The sequence below is a fragment of the Staphylococcus sp. HL28 genome (assembly GCF_021117155.1).
Lineage (GTDB): Bacteria > Bacillota > Bacilli > Staphylococcales > Staphylococcaceae > Staphylococcus > Staphylococcus warneri.
In genome coordinates this window covers 2,361,141-2,380,023 of sequence record NZ_CP088218.1, presented here as the reverse complement: position 1 = coordinate 2,380,023, position 18,883 = coordinate 2,361,141, and the positions used below count along the sequence as shown (strand labels likewise).

The 18,883-nt window shown below is 34.1% G+C and carries 14 protein-coding genes; 7 read left to right on the top strand and 7 right to left on the bottom strand.

Annotated elements, in window-relative coordinates:
- Nucleotides 1-7 precede the first annotated feature (7 nt).
- Nucleotides 8-3,004, top strand: coding sequence for an Ig-like domain-containing protein (locus tag LPC11_RS11625; RefSeq protein WP_231307279.1), 2,997 nt, complete (start codon nt 8-10; stop codon nt 3,002-3,004).
- Nucleotides 3,005-3,116: 112 nt separating this feature from the next.
- Here LPC11_RS11625 and LPC11_RS11620 read toward each other — a convergent pair whose 3' ends face one another.
- Nucleotides 3,117-3,476, bottom strand: coding sequence for a DUF1304 domain-containing protein (locus LPC11_RS11620; protein WP_023374586.1), 360 nt, complete (start codon nt 3,474-3,476; stop codon nt 3,117-3,119).
- Nucleotides 3,477-3,617: 141 nt separating this feature from the next.
- Nucleotides 3,618-3,818, bottom strand: coding sequence for a cold-shock protein (locus tag LPC11_RS11615; RefSeq protein ID WP_002450876.1), 201 nt, complete (start codon nt 3,816-3,818; stop codon nt 3,618-3,620).
- Between the two features lie 716 nt (nt 3,819-4,534).
- Here LPC11_RS11615 and LPC11_RS11610 point away from each other — a divergent pair.
- Together LPC11_RS11610 and LPC11_RS11605 are read left to right on the top strand one after the other, a co-directional pair.
- A complete protein-coding gene (locus tag LPC11_RS11610; RefSeq protein ID WP_041613822.1) occupies nt 4,535-5,533 on the top strand; it encodes a LysM peptidoglycan-binding domain-containing protein in 999 nt (332 codons plus the stop codon).
- A 149-nt stretch (nt 5,534-5,682) separates the two neighbouring features.
- Nucleotides 5,683-6,612 carry an NAD-dependent epimerase/dehydratase family protein gene (locus LPC11_RS11605; RefSeq protein ID WP_023374588.1) on the top strand — a complete coding sequence of 310 codons (930 nt, stop codon included), beginning with the start codon at nt 5,683-5,685 and terminating at the stop codon, nt 6,610-6,612.
- A gap of 46 nt (nt 6,613-6,658) precedes the next feature.
- Here LPC11_RS11605 and LPC11_RS11600 read toward each other — a convergent pair whose 3' ends face one another.
- Complete coding sequence (locus tag LPC11_RS11600) at nt 6,659-8,155, bottom strand: glycosyltransferase (RefSeq protein WP_023374589.1); 1,497 nt, start codon at nt 8,153-8,155, stop codon at nt 6,659-6,661.
- A 287-nt stretch (nt 8,156-8,442) separates the two neighbouring features.
- Nucleotides 8,443-8,712 carry a hypothetical protein gene (locus LPC11_RS11595; RefSeq protein ID WP_002451933.1) on the bottom strand — a complete coding sequence of 90 codons (270 nt, stop codon included), beginning with the start codon at nt 8,710-8,712 and terminating at the stop codon, nt 8,443-8,445.
- A gap of 193 nt (nt 8,713-8,905) precedes the next feature.
- Here LPC11_RS11595 and LPC11_RS11590 point away from each other — a divergent pair, with 193 nt between their 5' ends.
- Nucleotides 8,906-9,289 (top strand): NUDIX domain-containing protein, encoded by a 384-nt coding sequence (locus LPC11_RS11590; protein WP_023374590.1) that lies wholly within the window; start codon nt 8,906-8,908, stop codon nt 9,287-9,289.
- A 14-nt stretch (nt 9,290-9,303) separates the two neighbouring features.
- Nucleotides 9,304-9,768 carry a GNAT family N-acetyltransferase gene (locus LPC11_RS11585; protein WP_023374591.1) on the top strand — a complete coding sequence of 155 codons (465 nt, stop codon included), beginning with the start codon at nt 9,304-9,306 and terminating at the stop codon, nt 9,766-9,768.
- 50 nt (nt 9,769-9,818) lie between these two features.
- On the opposite strand, the gene LPC11_RS11580 is transcribed toward LPC11_RS11585, so the two are convergent.
- The 3 genes from LPC11_RS11580 to gltC all read right to left on the bottom strand — a co-directional run bounded on the left by LPC11_RS11580 (nt 9,819) and on the right by gltC (nt 12,707).
- Complete coding sequence (locus LPC11_RS11580) at nt 9,819-10,583, bottom strand: YibE/F family protein (protein ID WP_231307278.1); 765 nt, start codon at nt 10,581-10,583, stop codon at nt 9,819-9,821.
- The gene (locus LPC11_RS11575) at nt 10,580-11,692 is read right to left on the bottom strand and encodes a YibE/F family protein (protein WP_023374592.1); all 1,113 of its coding nucleotides are present in this window, start codon (nt 11,690-11,692) and stop codon (nt 10,580-10,582) included. The genes LPC11_RS11580 and LPC11_RS11575 overlap by 4 nt, the downstream gene beginning before the upstream one ends.
- A 139-nt stretch (nt 11,693-11,831) precedes the next feature.
- Nucleotides 11,832-12,707, bottom strand: a complete 876-nt coding sequence (gene gltC, locus LPC11_RS11570) for a glutamate biosynthesis transcriptional regulator GltC (protein WP_023374593.1) — start codon at nt 12,705-12,707, stop codon at nt 11,832-11,834.
- 199 nt (nt 12,708-12,906) lie between these two features.
- Here gltC and gltB point away from each other — a divergent pair, with 199 nt between their 5' ends.
- The gene (gltB, locus tag LPC11_RS11565) at nt 12,907-17,403 is read left to right on the top strand and encodes a glutamate synthase large subunit (protein WP_107566443.1); all 4,497 of its coding nucleotides are present in this window, start codon (nt 12,907-12,909) and stop codon (nt 17,401-17,403) included.
- A gap of 15 nt (nt 17,404-17,418) precedes the next feature.
- Entirely contained in the window at nt 17,419-18,882 is a 1,464-nt protein-coding gene (locus LPC11_RS11560; protein ID WP_041613824.1) for a glutamate synthase subunit beta, read from the top strand.
- The last annotated feature ends 1 nt before the right edge of the window (nt 18,883 follow it).

Here is an 18,883-nt window from a genome sequence, read left to right as displayed (position 1 = left end):
AGTAACAGTGACATTCCCAGATGGCACAAAAGCAACTGGTAAAACAGATGCAGATGGCAATTATGTTATTAATATTCCTGCCAACGAAGACTTAAAAGGCGGAGAAACATTACCAGTGACGTCTACAGATAAAGATGGTAACGAATCAGAACCAGCAACAACAGTAGTAACAGATACAACAGCACCAACAGTACCAACCATCAACCCAGTGACAAGTGAAGATAAAACAATCACAGGAAAAGCAGAGCCAAATTCAACCGTGACAGTAACATTCCCAGATGGCACAAAAGCAACTGGTTCAGCTGATCAAGATGGCAATTACGTGATTGATATCCCAGCTAATGAAGACTTAAAAGGTGGAGAAACATTACCAGTGACGTCTACAGATAAAGATGGTAACGAATCAGAACCAGCAACAACAGTAGTGACAGATACAACAGCGCCATCTGTACCGACTGTTAATCCAGTAACAAGCAACGATAAGACGATTACAGGTAAAGCAGAACCAGGCTCAACAGTAACAGTGACGTTCCCAGATGGAAGCACTTCAACTGGCAAAGCTGATCAAGATGGCAACTATGTAATTGATATTCCAGCTAATGAAGATCTAAAAGGTGGAGAAACATTACCAGTGACGTCTACAGATAAAGACGGTAATACGTCAGAACCGGCAACAACAACAGTTTCTGACAAAACGGCACCAGAAGCGCCAACAGTTAACCCAGTAACAAGTGATGATACACAAATCACAGGAAAAGCAGAGCCAAACTCAACAGTGACAGTAACATTCCCAGATGGCACAACAGCTAGTGGCACAACAGATGCAGATGGCAATTATGTGATTGACATCCCAGCTAATGAAGATCTAAAAGGTGGAGAAACATTACCAGTTACTGCAACAGATAAAGATGGCAACACATCAGATAAGACAACAACAGTAGTAACAGACACAACAGCACCATCTGTACCGACAATCAATCCAGTAACAAGTGAAGATAAAACAATCACAGGTAAAGCGGAACCAGGCTCAACAGTGACAGTAACATTCCCAGATGGCACGAAAGCAACAGGTAAAACAGATGATAACGGCAATTATGTCATCGATGTTCCGTCAAACGAAGATCTAAAAGGTGGAGAAACATTACCAGTAACAGCTACAGATAAAGACGGTAATGAATCACAACCAACAACAACAGTAGTAACAGACACAACAGCTCCAGAAGCGCCAACAGTTAACCCAGTAACAAGTGATGATACACAAATCACAGGTAAAGCAGAGCCAAATTCAACCGTGACAGTAACATTCCCAGATGGCACAACAGCAACAGGCAAAACAGATGAGAACGGTAACTATGTGATTGATATTCCATCTAACGAAGACTTAAAAGGTGGAGAAACATTACCAGTTACTGCAACAGATAAAGATGGCAATACGTCAAAACCAGCAACAACAGTGGTAACAGATACAACAGCACCAACAGTACCAACCATCAACCCAGTGACAAGTGAAGATAAAACAATCACAGGAAAAGCAGAGCCAAATTCAACCGTGACAGTAACATTCCCAGATGGCACAACGGCAACTGGTACAACAGATAAAAATGGTAACTATGTCATCAATATTCCAGCTAATGAAGACTTAAAAGGTGGAGAAACATTACCAGTGACGTCTACAGATAAAGACGGTAATACGTCAGAACCAGCATCAACAGTAGTAACAGACACAACAGCACCATCTGTACCGACAATCAACCCAGTAACAAGTGATGATACACAAATCACAGGAAAAGCAGAGCCAAACTCAACTGTGACAGTAACATTCCCAGATGGCACAACAGCAACAGGTAAAACAGATGATAATGGTAACTATGTGATTGATATTCCATCTAACGAAGATCTAAAAGGCGGAGAAACATTACCAGTGACAGCTACTGACAAAGATGGCAATACGTCAGAACCAGCAAAAACAGTAGTGACAGACACAACAGCACCATCTGTACCGACAATCAATCCGGTAACAAGTGAAGATAAAACAATCACAGGTAAAGCGGAACCAGGTTCAACCGTGACAGTAACATTCCCAGATGGCACAACAGCAACAGGTAAAACAGATGAAAACGGTAATTATGTGATTGATATTCCATCTAACGAAGACTTAAAAGGCGGAGAAACATTACCAGTAACAGCTACAGACAAAGATGGTAATGAATCAGAACCAGCAACAACAGTAGTAACAGATACAACAGCACCAGAAGCGCCAACTGTTAATCCAGTTCATAAGGGAGACAAAACAATCACAGGAAAAGCAGAACCAAATTCAACAGTGACAATTACATTCCCAGATGGTACAACAGCAACAGGTAAAACAGATGAGAACGGTAACTACGTGATTGACATCCCAGTTGGAGAAAATCTAAAAGGTGGAGATCATATTGGCGTTACAGCAACAGATGCTAATGGAAATACGTCTCCATCTACTGATGGAACAGTGATTGATGATGGTAAACCTGTAGATCCAAGTCACCCAACAGACCCAACAGACCCAGGTAAACCTGTAGATCCAAGTCACCCAACAGACCCAACAGATCCAGGTAAACCTGTAGATCCAAGTCACCCAACAGACCCAACAAACCCAGGTGAACCAACAGATCCAAGTCAACCGACAGACCCAACAAATCCAGATGAACCAACGGAACCAGGTCAACCGGCAGAGCCAACAAATCCAGGTGAAGTAACAGAACCAGGTCAACCAACAGAACAACCAACACAAGGTCATGTATCTGGAAATAATGTAACTTCAAATGACACTGTACAACAAAGTAACCATGAGACATCATCAACAAATAAAGGTAATAATCATGAAAAAGATCAAAGTGAATTACCTGAAACTGGACAAGATGGTGTAAATAAAGGTACATTATTCGGTACATTATTAGCTGGATTAGGAGCGTTATTCTTATTCTTCAAACGTCGTAGAGAAGATGAAGAGGAAGAGGAAAAATAAAGAGTAACTCAAAAGAACAAATATAGTTATAATAAAGACCCATTCCAATATACTGGAATGGGTCATTTTTTATAAAAAACCGTTAAATCGAATATCGACTTAACGGAATGGATTAAAATAATAATGATAGAAGTGCAAGTATTGGTAAAAGCCCTTGTTTAACGATGATGGCTTTTTGACTTGTAAGCGCACCATATATAGCAACAATAATCATATATATAAGAAGACATGTAGTCATTTCTTTAGGATGATTACTCAAAAAATAGGCATAGAGAATGAAGATACCAAGTAAACCGTTGTAAAGCCCTTGATTCTTCATTAAAGTATTTAGATTTATATCTTTTAATGCAGAAGTGCTCATTTTAAAAGTTTGACTCGTTTTGTTAGATGTGGTTAGTAATGTTTGTAACACCATTATTAATAAGAATTCTATTGCCACAAGTATTATTAAAATAGAAGTGAGTATACTCAATTTAAATCATTCCTTTTCTCTTTATATTAATAATCAAATAGTAGTATAAATACATATTCATTACAATAAAATATAATTAGATAAATAAAAATAATTTTAGGCATAAAAAAAGCAACCATGACGGTTGCTTTGAAAATGTTATTACATTTTTACGACATTAGCTGCTTGTTCTCCACGATCGCCTTCAACGATGTCGAATTCAACTTTTTGTCCTTCTTCTAATGATTTGTATCCTTCTTCAGCGATTGCTGAGAAATGTACGAATACGTCGCTTCCATCTTCTCTTTCGATGAAACCAAAACCTTTTTCTGAATTAAACCATTTAACTGTACCGTTATTCATATAGAATACCTCCGCGTGCTTTTGCACTAAATATTTGTAACAAATTTCATTAAATCAAAAGAGTATATTCTAAACAAATAAACTTCAATCAAATTCACGACCTTTTATTACGTTAGATTAACTATACACCCTAAAACACAATAAGTAAAGGAAGAATAATCATGATTATGTAAATGTTTATATAATGTAATATTTGAAAATAGCTATAGAGACTGTTATGACAGAGTATTTTAAAGTTTTAGACATTCAATAATAGCATAAAATAAATTTTGGTTTTAGTAGTATTAACTTGTTAAAACATAGCTGCTAAAAGATTTGGAATAGTCTATATGATTGTTAATCGCACTTTAAACATTCATTTTATAAATTAAATTTCAATGTTCAATGGTTTAATGAAGGTTATAGATTTACTCCCAAATAATGTGCGATGAATCAAGAGTGAAGCTTTAGAAGTATAAAGGTTAGTATTTGTAAATTAATATAGAACTTAAAAATCTTTATAAATTGATGCTATTTGTAAAGATTCAAGATGAAAAGAAAATTGCGCATATATATAGTAGAGATGAGTTTTATATATGAATCAATTCGATAAAAATATTATATTTGTAATCATAATGTCATGAAATACAAACACCATATACATATTAGGAGCGTATAATACATATTGTATAAAAAATCCGAGAAACAAATAGAAGTATTTGAGGAGGAATAAGTAATTGAATAAAAAAATTATTGCTGCAATCATTGGGACAAGTGCAGTGAGTGCTATTGCAGCAACACAAGCAGACGCAGCAACGACACACACAGTAAAAAGTGGCGAATCTCTTTGGTCTATATCTAGTAAATATGGAATATCTATTTCGAAATTAAAATCTTTGAATAATTTATCTTCTAATATAATATTTCCAAACCAAGTATTAAAGGTATCAGGTTCAACTAGTACTAGTAAACCGAGTAGTTCATCATCTACAGGGGCAAGTTCGTCTACATATACAGTAATAGCAGGGGACTCAGTATCATCAATAGCCGCTAAATATGGCATGAGTTATCAAAAATTAATGAAATTAAATGGTTTAAATAGCTTTTTAATTCATCCAGGCCAAAAATTAAAAGTATCAGGTACAGTTAGTACTAGTAAACCAAGTAGTTCGGCTTCAACTACAGGCAGCTCATCAACATATACTGTACAAGCGGGAGACTCTCTATCATCAATAGCTGCTAAATATGGTACAACTTATCAAAAAATTATGAGCCTAAATGGATTATCTAATTTCTTTATTTATCCAGGCCAAAAATTAAAGGTATCAGGTACTGCTTCTACATCAAACAGTAGTTCAAATACAGCTAACTCAAGTAATAATGGTTACAATACACCAGTATTTAATCATCAAAACTTATATACATGGGGACAATGTACATATCATGTATTCAACCGTCGTGCTCAAATTGGAAAAGGCATTAGCACATATTGGTGGAATGCAAACAATTGGGATAACGCAGCAGCAGCTGATGGATACACAATTGATGGCAAACCAACAGTAGGTTCAATCGCTCAAAGTGATTCAGGATACTATGGTCATGTCGCTTTTGTAGAGCGAGTTAATAGTGATGGTAGTATTTTAGTTTCAGAAATGAACTGGGCAGCGTCACCAGGTATTGTGACATATAGAACAATTCCTTCATATCAAGTGAATACATATAGATATATTCATTAATATCATCTTATATGAACATAGAACTACTGATTAAGTTTAATTACTTTTTCGGTAGTTTTTTTGATCAAGCAATCATTATTATATTTTAAAAGATAATCACACAGTAATTACAAGGTTTATACCGTGCAGGCACCTAGGAGGACAACAACATGAAAGCACTAATTACGGGTGGAGCTGGTTTTATCGGTTCACACATAGCGCAAAAATGTATTCAAAATAATATTGAAGTACATGTAATTGATAATTTATCAACTGGTCGTATAGAAAATATACCGTTTGTTAATAAAGAGTATTTCTATCAAGAAGATATCAATAATTTGAAATTTGTCTCAGATTTAATTAAAAAAGAAAAATTTGATTATGTCATTCATCTAGCAGCAATGGTGAGCGTCGTGGAAACAGTTCAACAACCGAGACAATCTAACCAAGTGAATATCGATGCTACGTTGAATATTTTAGAAACACTCAGGTTACAGCATTCTAATGTTAAAAGATTCTTGTTTGCATCATCTGCAGCCGTTTATGGACAATTAGAAGGGCTGCCTAAAGCAATTCATTCACGTATTGATCCAAGGTCTCCATATGCAGTACAAAAATATGCTGGAGAAAGTTACGCTAAAATTTATCATCAATTGTACCATTTACCTACCGTTTCGTTACGATTCTTCAATGTATATGGTCCTAGACAAAATCCATATTCTGATTATTCAGGGGTCATTTCAATTCTTCATCACAAATTTAAGCATAAAGAAACATTCACGTTTTATGGAGATGGTTTGCAAACGCGCGATTTTATTTATATTGATGATTTAGTTGAAGCATGTTGGTTAGTATTGAACAATGATAACGTTAATGGCAATGTTTATAATTTAGGAACGGGGAAACAAACGACTTTAAAGCAGATGGTAAATATATTTGAACAGCATTTTAATTATAGTATTCCATACGTTTATGATGAGGAAAGAGTTGGAGATATTAAACATTCATATGCAGATATTTCACCAATTCAAAGTTTAGGATTTAACCCTCAATATTCTGTTGAAAAAGGAATCCAATCTTATTTAGAATATCAGTCATAAAATATCCTCCTTACTTTGCATTAATAACAAAGTGAGGAGGATATTTTTAAATTGCCTTTAACGCTTCGAGTAATTGCTTATAATGTTTAACAGCTGATGAGTAATATAGTTTTTCATTATTTTCAACATTAGTGAGGGGTTGTTCGATGATTTGAGTCATATAGTTGGCTAATTGATTAATATTATTCGCTTCAACTAAGTAACCATTTTTAGCATGATCGATAATTTCATTAGGGCCATATCTAACGTCATATGAAATAACAGGACATCCCATAGAAATACTTTCCATAATTGTGAGTCCAAATCCTTCATAGCTACTTGTTAATAATGATGCTTTTGATTTTTTAAATTCGGCTAATGGACTAGAAGTATATTTATGAATGCTAACTTGATTATTTAAATGATTTGCGTCGATAATGTCTTGCATCATAGCTTTTTGATTATCTTCATCTCTGCCATATAATGCCAATTTTGTCTGATGACCACTTTTTAGAAATTCTATATACGCTTTTAATAGATGATCTAATTGTTTTTCTTTGCTGAATCTACCTATAAATACAAAACGATCTTCAACATTTTTATTATCAACAGATTTGTTTGTTTCAATAAAGTGAGGAATAACTGCAAATTGCTTATCTGGAATAGGATACATGTCTTGAATATCCACTTTTTGTTGTTGAGTTAAGACTATAAACTTTTCAACATTTTCTTTATGTTCAAATGCATATTTGAAAGATTTTTTTATTTGAGTTCCGGATAAATGAGAACTATGCAATACTAGTATATTGCGAGTCTGATGTGATTGTGCCAGTAATGGATCGTCTAAAAGTCTTGCATCACTGAAAACAATGTCTCCATCTTTGAATTTATGTTCGAAATAATATTGTGCGAATGCTTTATCATTGGAGAAAGTTTGATATACATTGCCATCTTTTAAAAGTTTAACTAAATTGACGCTATTTTTTTTATTGTCTTTAAAATGACGTTCGCAGTACATTTCACCATTTGGATAATACATCATTTCATGGCTTTTCTTTGTAGAATTTTCAAAATAATAAATAATTCTATGCAAATAGCCATATGAATTAAATTCACTTCGTTTTGTCTTCAAACCAGTTTCAGGCGAAATGACATCTTCGTAATGTAAGATTGAATTATTATTGAAATATTTTCTATAACGCACTAATTGATTATTTTGATAATAATGTATGTCATGATTTTGAGTATTCTTTTTAGATTTAAGCCCAGAAATACGTTTTGGTATTTTATTGTATTTTGGTTTATTAAAGAATTTTGTTTTGGGAACGTCATAAATTTTATAATTTGTTAACCATTCATAGATATTTTCGAATTCTATGTTTTTAGTGACTTTATGGTCTTCTAAAAATGTTTTATAAATATTTGGGTAGTTTCTATTATAATTTGTCGTTAAAATTTTAGTGGGTATATTAAATTCTTCATCTATCAATTTAATTCTTCTTAATAAAGCTTGGGTTCTACCGCCATGTGAGGGAGGTAAGGTAGATGTAATCGTGTAAATCATTTGGTAAACTCCTTTCAGTAATACCGAAGTGATTCGTTATTTTAAACTTTGTGAAAAATGAAACATAATAACTTTGAATTATTGTCATGTTAATGTCTATAAATAAGAATTACAAATATTTTGATATATAAAATTATGGAGAACGGAAGTGTTTATATTTTTAAATAAAACACTATATGAAATAATCAGTGATTTTTAGCATCGTAAAGTTAAGGCTATAATAAAAGTCTGAATCCTCATATGAGAACTCAGACTAAAACGATCTTATTTATATAAAAAGCATGTGTTTAGTATTCATTTTTTACTTTTCTAAAGCTTGTAAATAAACGTGCACCATTAATAGCGAATGATACTAATGCACCTAATTTACGGAATTTATAAGGAGATTTAATAGATACATAAAAATCTAATAATGTTCCTAATGTACTTAGGCCCAATGATAGGTATACGAGTTGTTTATTTTTAGCATCATATTTAATACCATTATAGCCATCAACAATAAATCCTGCGATTCCGAATAAATTTGATAAGCGTGTTGCGCTTGATTTTTTTGCCATGTTTTCACCTCCAATGCGTTTGGGTATTATTTTTATCCCAATGCAAACGTAGTTATTAATATTGATTACCCATATTTTATTGATTATACACTAAAATAGATAAAATAATGTGGATAAAGATTTTGCGAAATTATGATAACATAAAACTAAATATATTTTGATTATAGAAGTATCTGCCGAAAGGAGTTAAGTTATGATTAAATGTGTTTGCTTAGTAGAAGAAACAGAAGACCAAATATTACTTGTACAAGTACGTCATCGTGAAAAGTATTATTTCCCGGGTGGTAAAATTGATGAAGGAGAAACACAATTACAAGCTTTAAAAAGAGAGCTAAAAGAAGAATTAAAGTTAGAACTTTCAGATGAAGAATTGTCTTATATAGGTACAGTCGTTGGAAAAGCATATCCTCAAGAAAATATGTTAACAGAGTTAAATGGCTATCGAGCAACCGTACCAATTAATTGGGATAATATACATACGGATAATGAAATTACTGATATTAAGTGGTTTGACAAAAATGATTCAGAACATATTGCACCTGCTGTTTTAACTTGGATAAAAGAAATATCAGGTTAATCAAAGGAGATAATATGGAAATTAAAATATATCAACCACAATTTTTGGAAGCTATTCAATCAATACAACTCTCTGAAGAAGATGCATGCTTTACAAAAACACCGTTGGAAAACTTGGAATCCGCAAAAGCGAATGAAAATAGACATCCAACATTAGTTATGGAAGGGGAAGAGTGTGTCGCGTTTTTCACTTTACATGAAGGAGATGGACCAGCGCCATATTCTACTAATCCAAAAGCGATTTTCTTTAGATCATTTACTGTTGATGCACGTTACAGAGGTAAAGGTGTAGGAAAACGTGTCATCCATCAACTGAATACTTATATAAAGGATGCTTATCCACATATTAATGAAATTGTACTGACCGTTAACATCGATAATCCAAGAGCTATCCATTTATATGAACAAGCTGGATATCATCATATAGGTAAGTCTACGATGATAGGGAAGCCTGTGTATGTAATGTCATATCCATTATAAAAAGCAGCACGTAGGAAGTTGGTAATATGCTTCCTATATGCTGCTTCATTTTATTTGAGAACAGTTGATTTTCTTTTGATTAAAAACGCAGTTACCCAAGCTGTGATTGGGATGCTAATAGCAACCGCAATACCTCCAAATAGAATTGAAATAAATTCTTGGGCAAAGATTTTCGAGTTGATAATATGACCAAATGAATAATTTAATTTGAAGAACCAAAAGAATAATGTCAATTGCCCACCGAAATAAGCTAAATATATAGTATTTGCAGATGTTGCAAGAATTTCTCTACCTACTCGCATACCTGATTGAAATAATTGATGTTGACTTAAATTTGGGTTGGTATCATTTAATTCATACATTGGTGAACTGATGGTGATAGCTAAGTCAATAACAGCAGCGATAACAGAAAGAACAATAGTAAATATCATGAATTGAACCATATCGATACCGATATTCATTGAGTATACATATGTTTCATCTTGTTGTTCTGTCGCGAAGCCTTGTAAATGACCCACGTTCACCGAAATATATATAGCTAGAATTAATATAAGTGTTGTTATAACTGTTCCTATAAATGCGGCTTGTGTTTTAACATCATACCCATTTAATACGAAAAGATTACAAGCTGCGACAACAATACAGAATATAATAGTTGTAATATATATCGGTACACCAAAAATAATCATTAAAATACTAATGACTAAAATGATGAAGTTTAAAAATAATGTCGCAAATGACACGAGCCCTTTTTTACCTCCGAAAATAATCATTAGCACTAGTAATATCATGCCTAATATTGTTATTGCACTCATCGATTTTCACCTCGCATTTTAAGCCATAATTCCATTAAACCGATAGTGATAGGGATCGTTAAAACAATTCCGATACCACCTATCAATGCTCGAGCAACTTCTAATGACCAATTCATGGAAATGGTATACGTGATGGTGTTAGCATTTTTTAAATATATGAGAAACATAGGTAAGCTACCAGATAAATATGAGAATAATAAGATGTTTGTCATTGTTCCCATTATATCTTGGCCAATATGTCTACCTGCTAATGCCCATCTTCTCATGCTGATTTGAGGTGCTCGTTGCAATATTTCGTTCATCCCACTTGCGATAGTGATGGCTACATCCATAACAGCACCAAGTGACCCAATCAATACCGAAGCTAAAAACACATCTTTTGGAGGTAGGGTTAAAAAACTCATTGTTTCATATTTAATACCATTGCCATGAGTGAAGCGTATAACTAACTCAGCGATACCTATACAAAGGAACGTACCTACAAGTGTGGCAACAATAGTAATCAATGTTCTCATTCGCCAACCTGTCACAAGTAATAGGGTCAATGTCGTTGAAACAACCATTGCCATAACCATCAATGCAAATAAACTTGTATTTGTCATTTGATTATGAATATAAATAGCGCCTATAACTGCGATTGAATTCAAGACGAGTGAAAGTATAGATTGTAAGCCTACTTGTCTACCTACAATTAATATCGTGATGAAGAAAACGCCTGTAATAAGAACGACTAAACCATCGCGCTTTTTCTCAATGATATCGGCGTCGCTCGGCTTTTTAGAAATATGTAATAAAACTTTATCGTTTTTAGTAAAACGTTCTGAATCAGCTTGTGATTTAACAAACTCGTTCGTGATTGTTGTTGATTTACCTTCAAATTTACCGTTTAAAATCTTAACGGTAAGTCGGTCTTTATATTTGATATCCTTATTATGTTGATCGTCAGTCACATGTTGTGTGCTCAATCTTTGAACATCTGTTATTTTACCTATAGGCATTTGATAATATTTTTCATTAAAAAAAGTGAATATAAATAAACCTAAAAATATGACGATAAATACCATAATGATCCAATAAAATTTATTTTTGAAAAAAGTATTGAATTGCATTCAATAAACCTCAATTCTCTGTGAAATAATAGAATGATTATACGCTTAATTAATTTAGATTTCAAAAATAAACAGAAGTGGTCCTTTTGATTACCGTTATTCCAATCATTGACCTAATTGCTTACCACTGAATTTATATTTAATGGTACGTAGATGTTTTATTAAACAATACTTGAATTGTATGTAAAGCGACAGGTAAATCAGGTTTATGATTTCCCTTTTTAGAAATTACACAAATTGTACGTTTTATTTCAGTATGGCTAAGAGGTATTTTAATCCACTCATGTGAATGACTATCTAACGAAATATTTTGAGGTGTAATCAAGACACCTCTTTCCTTTTTTAAAAGATATTGAGCTAATTGTTTATCTGATATCGTACGTATGTCGGCAGGCAATTTTTCTTTAATTGAGTTTGGTAAAACCGTTAAACAAAAGACATTTTGCAAATGTAGTTGAGATAACTGGGGTTGCAGTGTTAAGGCGATAGGGTCTCTCTTGTTCGTATATAAATGATAATGTTCCTCGAATAAGGGTGTCATATTTAATTCAGAGTGTTGCTTAATTTCATCAGTTAGTTCAATGATACCTATATCTATTTCTCCTTTTAATACATCATCCAATATTTCATTGTCTTGACTCAAATTAGGAACAACTTGACTCTCTGACTGTTCTTCAAAGATTTGAATGAGACGGCCTAATTTATGAGAGGCTTCGTTATCACTATAGGATAAAAAGATATTCTGATTACTTAATGTCTGTTGATGTTGAAATAATTGTACCGTTTGCTCTAATTGATCCAATATTTTAGTGGCTTCAGTTAATAGTTGTTTGCCTTCAGATGTTAATAAGATATTTCGACCTTGTCTTTTAAACAAGGTCACATTTAATTCTTTTTCTAATTGAGTCATTTGACGACTTATGGCGGATTGGGCAATATTTAATTCTAATGCAGCTTCAGAAATATGCTCTCGTTTTGCTACTTCTACAAAATATTTAAGTTGTTTAATCTCCATCATTTCAATCCTCGCTTTTAGCTACTTCTATGTCCGTCAAGCATTACTTTTAACACTTATTATAACAGTTTAGTCATTAATTGTTCTAATTTTTAGATAAATATCATCTAATTTATATATTGAACAGATGAAACAATTACATTATATTAATGATTACTATATATTAATTGTCAGAAAATTCTAAAAGGGAGTGTGCCTCATGTACAATGAGATGCTAAAAAAGGGATTATACGATTATCGTGAGGAACATGATGCTTGTGGTATTGGTTTTTACGCTAATATGGATAACATTAGATCACACGACGTCATTGAAAAATCATTAGAAATGTTATGTAGATTAGATCATAGAGGTGGTATCGGTGCTGATGGAATGACTGGTGATGGTGCAGGTATCATGACTGAAATTCCCTTTAAATTCTTTGAACAGTTGCATGATTTACCACTACCTAATGAAGGTGAATATGCAGTAGGACTATTTTTCTCTAAAGCACGTGTGATTGGAAGTAAACATGAAGCGGTGTTGAATCAATATTTTGAAAGTGAAGGCCTTAGTGTCATAGGTTATCGAGATGTACCTGTCAATAAAGAGGCAGTAGCACAACATGTAGCTGATACTATGCCTTTTATTCAACAAGTGTTTATCGATATTCGTCAAGCTAAAGATATAAATAAACAACTTTATTTAGCTAGAAAACAAATAGAATATTACGCTGAACAAAAAGGGATGGAATTATATTTTACAAGCTTATCTCACAAGACCATTGTCTATAAAGGATGGCTACGTTCTGATCAAATTAAAGGGTTATATTTAGATTTAACACACGAAGCCTATCAATCAAAACTTGGTCTAGTACATTCAAGATTTAGTACTAATACATTTCCAAGTTGGAAACGTGCGCACCCTAATCGTCTACTTATGCATAATGGTGAGATTAATACAATTAAAGGTAATGTTAATTGGATGCGTGCACGTCAAAATAAATTAGTTCATACACTTTTTGGTGAAGATCAACATAAGATACATCGTATTGTCGATGAAGATGGTAGTGATTCATCTATCGTTGATAATGCATTAGAGTTTTTATCTTTGGCAATGGAACCGGAAAAAGCTGCAATGCTATTAATACCAGAGCCATGGCTTTATAACAAATCGAATAACAAAGATGTACGTTCGTTTTATGAATTCTATAGTTACTTAATGGAACCTTGGGATGGGCCTACAATGATTTCATTTTGTAATGGGGATAAGATTGGTGCATTAACAGACCGTAATGGTTTACGTCCAGGTAGATATACTATTACGAAAGATAATTTTATTGTCTTCTCTTCTGAAGTCGGCGTAATAGATGTTGATGAATCAGAGGTTGCGTTTAAAGGGCAACTAAATCCTGGAAAATTATTATTAGTCGATTTTAATAAGAATAAGGTCGTTGAAAATAATGAATTGAAATATGAAATTGCTAGTGAACATCCGTATGCAGAGTGGCTAAAAACAGAAAAATATGAAGCTAATATTGATAGTGTGACATACTGCCCAAATGAATATGATGCTAAGGCTCTATTTAAACTACAACGTCAATTTGCGTATACAAAAGAAGAAATGAATAAGTATATCGTTGATTTAGTTTTGCAGAAGAAAGATCCTATTGGTGCTATGGGATACGACGCGCCTATTGCAGTTTTAAATGAAAGACCTGAAAGCTTATTTAATTATTTTAAGCAGTTATTTGCACAAGTTACTAATCCACCTATTGATGCTTACAGAGAAAAAATTGTCACAAGTGAAATGTCTTATTTAGGTGGCGAAGGTAATCTTTTGAAACCTGATAAAACAGTACTGCATCGTGTTCAACTTAAAAGGCCTGTATTAACAGAAGCCCAATTAGAAGCTATTGATACAGAGATGTTTAAAACGACTTATGTTTCAACTATATATCATGATGATTTAGAAGCTAGCTTGAATCGTTTATCTGATAAAGTGATACAGCATGTCAAAAATGGTTCGGAAATTATTGTATTAGACGATAGTTTATTAGCGACTGAATCAGGATTCGCCATGCCAATACTATTAGCAATGAGTCATGTTCATCAATGTTTAATACGGGAAGGTTTGCGTATGGAAACAAGTTTAGTGGCAAAATCTGGCGAGACACGTGAAGTACATCATGTAGCATGTTTATTAGGTTATGGGGCAAATGCTATCGTTCCATATTTAGCTCAACGAACGGTTGAACAACTCACAAATGATGGCAAATTACATGGCACAGTAACATCTAATGTCGAAACGTATACAAATGTGTTATCAGAAGGTGTTATTAAAGTAATGGCTAAAATGGGAATTTCAACAGTTCAAAGTTATCAAGGCGCACAAATATTTGAAGCTGTTGGAATATCACAGACTGTTATTGATCAATATTTTACAGGAACACAATCTAAAATTTCTGGTATTAGCATTCAACAAATTGATGAAGAAAATAAAGCAAGACAAGAATCGCATTCAGATTATTTAGCGTCTGGTAGTACTTTCCAATGGAGACAACAAGGACAACATCACGCTTATAATCCTAAAACTATTTTCTTATTACAGCATGCTTGTCGCGACAATGACTATGATTTATTCAAACAATATTCCAATACGGTTAATCAACAGCGACAAGATTTTATTCGTCATTTATTAGAATTCAAGACTTGTAAACCTATTGATATATCAAAAGTTGAGCCTGCTTCTGAAATCGTTAAACGTTTTAACACAGGTGCAATGAGTTATGGATCTATATCAGCTGAAGCACATGAAACATTGGCGCAAGCAATGAACAGTCTAGGAGGTAAAAGTAATAGCGGTGAAGGAGGAGAAGATCCTTTGCGCTATCAACCTCAGAAAGACGGTAGTAATAAAATTAGTGCAATTAAACAAGTTGCCTCTGGAAGATTTGGTGTAACGAGTGACTATTTACAACATGCAAAGGAAATACAAATTAAAGTAGCACAAGGTGCTAAGCCTGGCGAGGGTGGTCAATTACCTGGTTCTAAAGTATATCCATGGATTGCCGAAACAAGAGGTTCTACGCCAGGTATTGGTCTCATTTCACCACCACCACATCATGATATATATTCTATTGAAGACTTAGCACAATTGATTCATGATTTGAAAAATGCGAATAAAGAAGCGGACATTGCTGTTAAATTAGTGTCAAAAACAGGTGTGGGAACCATTGCATCAGGGGTAGCAAAAGCGTTTGCAGATAAAATTGTCATTAGTGGCTATGACGGCGGAACAGGTGCTTCGCCTAAAACTAGTATTCAACATGCGGGTGTGCCTTGGGAAATAGGTTTGGCAGAAACGCATCAAACTTTGAAATTAAACGATTTACGAAGTCGAGTAAAGTTAGAAACAGATGGTAAATTGCTCACTGGTAAAGATGTAGCGTACGCATGTGCGCTTGGAGCGGAAGAATTTGGATTTGCAACAGCACCTTTAGTGGTGTTGGGATGTGTCATGATGCGAGTTTGTCATAATGATACATGTCCAGTAGGCGTTGCAACTCAAAACAAAGATTTACGTGCTTTATTTAAAGGAAAAGCACAACATGTTGTACATTTTATGTATTTTATTGCAGAAGAATTACGTGAAATACTTGCATCATTAGGATTGAGAACAGTTGAAGAATTAGTAGGACGAACAGACTTATTACAACGTTCCTCTCATATTAAGCCAGGAACAAAAGCAGCTTCTGTTGAAATCGAACGATTAATCAATAAAGCGGAGGGTGTTAATACTAAAGAAATAGCACAGAACCATCATTTAGATGAAGGATTTGATTTGAATTATCTATATCCAGATGCCAAACAAAGTATAGCGGCAGGTCATGCATTTTCGGGAAGTTATACCATTAAGAACGTTCAACGTGATGTTGGCGTGATTACTGGTAGTGCGATTGCTAAACAATATGGGGAAAAAGGATTGCCAGAAGATACTATTTATGTTCATACGGATGGACATGCTGGTCAAAGTTTGGCTGCTTTTGCGCCAAAAGGATTAACGATACATCATAATGGGGACGCCAATGACTATGTCGGTAAAGGTTTGTCAGGGGGCACAGTCATTGTACAGGCACCTAATACATTACGCGAAAATGAAATCATAGCAGGAAATGTATGCTTCTATGGTGCATCAAAAGGTAAAGCTTTTATTAATGGTAAAGCAGGAGAACGTTTCTGTATTAGAAATAGTGGTGCAGATGTTGTAGTTGAAGGTATTGGTGATCATGGACTTGAATATATGACAGGTGGTCATGTATTAATACTTGGCGATGTAGGAAAGAACTTCGGTCAAGGTATGAGTGGTGGCGTAAGTTATGTATTTCCAAGTGATATCAATCAATTTAAGACACAACATGCACTTAATACTTTGGAATTTAGTGAAGTTATGTATGACGAAGAAAAGCAATTTATTAAAAAGATGCTTGAAAGTCATGTGAAATATACACATAGCTCAAAAGCACAAGATATATTGCAACATTTCGATGAAATTGAAAATCTAGTTGTCAAAGTGATACCGAAAGATTATAAATTAATGATGCAAAAAATTGATATTCAATTACGTCAACACAATAAAAAAGACGATGCTATGTTAGCGGCATTTTATGATAACAGTTTAAGTGTTGACGAGACATTAAAACCAGCTGTGGTTTATTAAGAAAGAGGGATTATCATGGGCGAATTTAAAGGGTTTATGAAATATGAAAAGCAAGCATTATCGGAATTGTCTTTGATTGATCGTCTTTCAAATCATCACGCATTTCAACAACGCTTTACTAAGGAAGATGCATCTACTCAAGGGGCAAGATGTATGGACTGCGGCACACCTTTTTGTCAAAGTGGATTATCCTATGGTTTTGAAACGATAGGATGCCCCATAGGTAACTATATTCCAGAATGGAATGATTTAGTTTATCGAGGCGATTTTAAAGCAGCCTACGATAGACTGAGTGAAACAAACAACTTTCCAGAATTTACGGGACGTGTATGTCCAGCACCATGTGAACAATCATGTGTAATGAAAATTAATCGAAATTCTGTAGCGATTAAAGGTATTGAGCGTACGATTATTGATGAAGCATATGAAAATGGATGGGTTAAGCCAAAATATCCTGAAGCGGATAAAGGGAAAAGCGTTGCCATCGTAGGAAGTGGACCAGCTGGGTTGACAGCAGCTGATGAACTTAATCATAGAGGCTATAAAGTCACGGTATATGAACGAGCTAAAGAACCTGGTGGCTTATTGATGTATGGTATTCCTAACATGAAATTAGATAAAGATGTGGTAAGACGGCGTATTAAATTAATGAAGGAAGCGGGTGTTCAGTTTAAAACTGGCATTGAAATTGGCGTCGATATCAGTCGTGAAGACTTAGAAGCAGCCTATGATGCTATTATTTTATGCACCGGTTCACAAAATGCTAGAGACTTACCATTAGAAGGACGTATGGGTTATGGCATTCATTTTGCAATGGATTATTTAACAGAGCAAACACGGTTTCTAACTGGTGAAATTGATGAAGTAACGATTACAGCTAAAGATAAGAATGTCATTATCATTGGTGCAGGTGATACTGGTGCAGATTGTGTGGCAACAGCATTGCGTGAAAATTGTAAATCCATTGTACAGTTCAATAAGTTTACGAAACTTCCTGAAGAAATCACTTTTGAAACTAATACGTCATGGCCACTTGCCTTACCAGTATTCAAAATGGATTATGCACATAAAGAATGTGAAGTGAAATTTGGTAAAGAGCCACGCGCATACGGTGTTCAAACAATGAGGTATGATGTGGACGATTCTGGAAAAGTGAGGGGACTTTATACACAAATATTAAGAGAGACTGAAGACGGTACGGTGATGGAAGATGGACCAGAGCGATTTTGGCCAGCGGATTTAGTTATACTTTCCATTGGCTTTGTAGGAACGGAAATCACCATTCCACAATCATTTGGTATTAAAACGGAACGAAATAAAATTGTGGCAAATGACAAAGACTTTAGAACGAATCATTCGAAGATTTTTGCTGCTGGAGATGCACGCAGAGGACCTAGTCTTGTTGTATGGGCTATTAAAGAAGGAAGAGCCGTAGCTGACGCAGTTGAAACGTATTTAAACCAAGAAATTCTAGTGTAAA